This is a genomic window from Variovorax sp. P1_H12_2 (genome assembly GCF_056405335.1).
In genome coordinates, this window is sequence record NZ_JBFUCI010000488.1 from 1 (window position 1) to 4,365 (window position 4,365).

The window sequence follows — 4,365 nt, forward strand, 5'->3', positions numbered from 1 at the left end:
AGGCTGCGCTCCTGGTCGGCGAGGGGCCTTCGCGCGAGCGCATCGCCGAGCTGGCCGGCGGCAAGCCGCAGCTGTCTGTCGAGAGCCTCCATGCGGGCTACGGCAAGATGGAGGTTCTCCACGGCGTGAACCTGCAGGTGGCCGCCGGTCAGTCGCTGTGCATGATCGGCCCCAACGGCGCCGGTAAATCCACGGTGCTGCATTCCATCTACGGCTTCACGCGCATCACCGGCGGCAGCATCCGCGTCAACGGCGAGGACGTCACGCGCTTGCCGCCGAACCAGAAGCTCAAGCATTCCGGCATCGCCTACGTCCTTCAGGACAACTCGGTGTTCCCCGACATGTCGGTGGAGGAAAACCTCCTGATGGGAGGCTTTCTGCTGGCGCATCCCGACCAGGCCAGGGAAGCCGTCGAACGCGTGTTTGCGAAGTACCCCAACCTGGCCCATCGCCGCCGCCAGCCGGCGCGCGTGCTATCGGGCGGAGAGCGGCGCCTGCTCGAAATCTCGCGTGCGCTGGTGATGAATCCGAGCATCTTGCTGGTGGACGAGCCTTCGATCGGGCTGGAGCCGCGCTTCATCGACATGGTGTTTGAAATCCTGTCCGACCTGCAACGCAACGAAGGCAAAGCCATCATCATCGTCGAGCAGAACGCGAAGAAGGGCCTGCAATTCGCCGACATCGGCTACGCGCTGGTTTCGGGGTCGGTGGCCATGGCGGGCACGGGCGCCGAACTGCTTGAAAATCCGGACGTCGGACGCCTGTTTCTCGGCGCCCGGTCGACCGATTCCTGATTTCAACCGCAAGGCACGGCCAGCCGGACCTTGACAAGGTGTCTTTGAAACCGGCAGCAGCCCACGGGGTGCAGCAGCGGGATGCCGTCGTCGTCCTTCTCCTGCGGGCGCAGCGACAATGCACCCATGACTCAAGGCAAGCGCATCTCGGCAGACATCGGCGTCAGGCTGCAACAGCCGGAAGGCCGCTGACCCATGGTCCAACTGCAGGCGGAGCGCACCACCACGGTCCTCCACACGCTTCCAAACGGGGTGAGGCTGCTCGCCATTCACATTCCCCATGTGCAGAGCGCCAGTGTGGGCGTGTACCTGCGTGTCGGCTCCCGCGACGAGACGCCGGTGACCAACGGCATCGGCCATGTGCTGGAGCACATGGCGTTCAAGGGGACCACCACCCGCTCCGTTCAGGCCATCAACATGGATGCGGAGCGGCTGGGAGCGGACGTCAACGCGTTCACCGGCAAGGACACCACCGGCTACTTCATGACCGGCCTGGGCCGGCACGCGGAGCAGCTGCTGCGCATGACGGCCGACATCGTCTTGAACAGCACATTTCCCGACAGTGAACTGCAGCGCGAGCTGGAAGTGATCCGCCAGGAGGCCATCGAGTACGAGGAGGATCCGCTGGACAGCTCCAGCGAATTGCTCGACCGCGCGATCTGGGGCGACGACCCGATGGGCATGCCGGTGATCGGCACCGTCGGCAACATCGAAGGCTTTACCCGGAACGACCTGGTCCGCCACGTGCAGTCCCACTACGTCGCGGAAAAGACCGTCGTCGCGGCGGCCGGGAACTTCGACGTCGAAGCCTGGGTGGCGCTCGCCGGGGAACTCTTTGCAGCGATGCCCGCGTCGGCCGACTTGCCCGTGTCGCGACAGCCGGCGCCCGCGAAGTTCGTCGGTCATGCCATGGCCCGGCGCTTCACACAGGTGTCGCAGGTATTCCTGAACATCGCCTACCCGCTGGCGCCCGCGCGGCAGGAGGAGATGTCGCAGCAGCGCTGGCGCCTTGCGGCAACGCTGGCGGCCAACCTGTTTGGAGGCGGGATGTCGGCGCCCCTGGTCGACACCGTCCGGGAGCGGCTCGGCCTGGCCTACACGGCCGATTCCACGATGGACAGCGGGGACGTCTGGGCCAACTTCGTGGTGCATGCGGTCACGACCCCGGACAAGCTGGATGCGCTCGTGACGGCGACGGGCGGCCTGCTGCGTGCGCAGGCCACCACCATCGATCCGGTGCACCTGGAGCGGGCGAAGAACCAGCTGATCGTGTCCCGCGTGCGCGCAGCGGAAGGGACCTACGCAACGATGGAGCAGGCCGTCGAAGAACTCTTCGCCAGCGGGACCGTGACGCCGATGGCCGAAGCGATGGCGATGATCGACGACATCGGCGCGGAAGAAGTGCGGGCGGTCTTCGAGCGGATGCTGGCCAACCCCCCGGCGCTGGCGATGACCGGCAAGGGCGCCAGCGCGCGAACCGCGCGGCAGCTGGCAGCGCGCCTGGCTGCCTGACGCCGTTCTGCCTGCGGGCAACTGAACGGCATCGCGCCCACAGAATTGGGGATTCGGGCACTGGCGCTCGGGCGTAGCCTACTCGGAGCTGGCAACAATCCTGCAGCTGCGCGATGCCTTGCGGCGAGCGCTGAAGCAAACGGATTGAGACGAGCGACAGGGGATTTGACGCGATCAGCCGCCGCAGCGGCGACGAACAATAAGTTTCAGTTGTATCGTTTTACGAATCGGCGCTTGATGCGCGAAGACGGACTCAATTGCGATAATTCTAAAGTCCTCATGTCTGAGGTCATGCCATGCGCACCCATCCGGTCGATCTCCCTGAGTTCAGATGGGTTGCCGTGTGCGTCCCCTTGGCATTGGCAGCTTGCGGAGGCGACGGCAGCGGGGTCACCGGCACCTCGGCTGTCGGTACGGGCCCCCAAGAATCCGCGACCGCTACGGGTACCGGCGCGGTAGCCGGCGCCCCCGCCGCCGCGGCGTCGATCACTGAGGCAGGAGCCGCCTCCCCGTTGCCGCCCATCGAGCCAGCGCCCCCGCCGAAGAGCGCATTGCACAAGGTCACGACGCCCGCCGAGATCGCCGCGCAAAGAGCGAACGAAAAAGACCATCCGGCACCCATCGACCGCGGAAGCACGACCGGCAGGCTGCTGCCCAGCACGACGAACGGCAGCGTGCAGCCCAGCGGGGCAGCGGCCGTCGCGCCCGCGCCCGCGCCCGCGCCCGCGCCCGCGCCCAACAGCGTCGGCCAATGGTCGGTGTCCACGACCTGGCCGATCAACGCCATCCATATGGTGTTGACGCCCGACGGCAAGGTGATGAGCTATGGCAGCGACCAGAGCGGTGCGCAGGGTGCTCTGTGTCAGGGTGCCATGTGTTATGACGTGTGGACGCCGGCCACCAACGCGCACAGCCTGTTTCTGAAGACGGTCACCCCCGTCACCGATATGTTTTGCTCGGCGCAAACGGTGCTGCCTGCGGGACGGGTGCTGCTGGCCGGTGGCGACAGCCGGGGGGTCGACCCGAACCGCGTCAACTTCGGAGTGCCGGACGTCAATCTCTTCGATCCGTCCAACAACCAGATCACTGCCGGTCCGCCGATGTCTTTTGCGCGCTGGTACGCCACGGTAGTCCCCCTGGCCAACGGGCGGGTGCTGACGCTCGCCGGCGTCGACATCACGGGCTCGGGCTCGCCCATCCCCGAGATCTACACGCCGGCGCAGGGGCCAGGCAGCTGGACGCGCCTCGCGGGGATCACGAGCTGGCCAGCCGACTTTGTATATCCGCGCGCCTTCCTGGCCCCGAATGGAAAGGTGCTGGTCGCCAGTGCAGACAAGCTGTACAGCATCGACATCGGCACGCAAAGCATGACGCAGATCGGAACGCTGCCGAAGACGATCAACTGGATGTTGCCGTGGGCCGTCTACGACCGCGGCAAGGTCCTCCTGATAGCGGACGACGGCACCGCGGTGGTGCTCAACGTCAACGGCGACACGCCCGTGGCTACGGCCGTGACAGGGCCGGGAGCGAACCGCGTCTGGGGCACCGCAACCGTGCTGCCGGACGGCAAGGTGCTGGTCACCGGCGGCTCCGCGACGGACAACCAACTGGTCGACACCGCCTTCAAAGCCATGATCTGGGATCCGGGCACGAATCAGTGGACTGTCGGCGCGGCGGCGCAGAAGCCGCGCCTATACCACTCGAACGCGCTGCTGCTTCCCGACGCCACGGTGCTATCGGCGGGCGGCGGCTCGCCCGGCCCCGTCGTGAACCTCAATGCAGAGGTCTATTCGCCGCCCTATCTGTTCGACAGTACCGGCCAACCCGCTACGCGCCCGATCATCAACACGGCGCCGGCCCAGGTGAATCTGGGCTCCAGCGTCGGAATCACGGTTGCGTCGTCCCTGCCGATCCAGCGCGTCACGCTAGTGCATACGGGCTCCGTGACGCACTCGATCAACTTCGGGCAGAGTTTCCTGGAACTGCCGTTCACGCAGGCGCCCGGCGACACGAACGTCAACATCCAGTTCAACGAGAGCCCGAACGCCCTTCCCAACGG

General features: G+C 66.3%; 3 protein-coding genes. All 3 read left to right on the forward strand.

What is annotated here, in order from left to right:
* A partial coding sequence (locus tag AC1D2K_RS30740; RefSeq protein ID WP_478093724.1) for an ABC transporter ATP-binding protein occupies positions 1 to 794 on the forward strand: 794 nt, incomplete at its 5' end.
* A gap of 195 nt (positions 795 to 989) precedes the next feature.
* Positions 990 to 2,306, forward strand: a complete 1,317-nt coding sequence (locus AC1D2K_RS30745) for a M16 family metallopeptidase (protein ID WP_478093726.1) — start codon at positions 990 to 992, stop codon at positions 2,304 to 2,306.
* 551 nt (positions 2,307 to 2,857) lie between these two features.
* A partial coding sequence (locus tag AC1D2K_RS30750; RefSeq protein ID WP_478093727.1) for a galactose oxidase-like domain-containing protein occupies positions 2,858 to 4,365 on the forward strand: 1,508 nt, incomplete at its 3' end.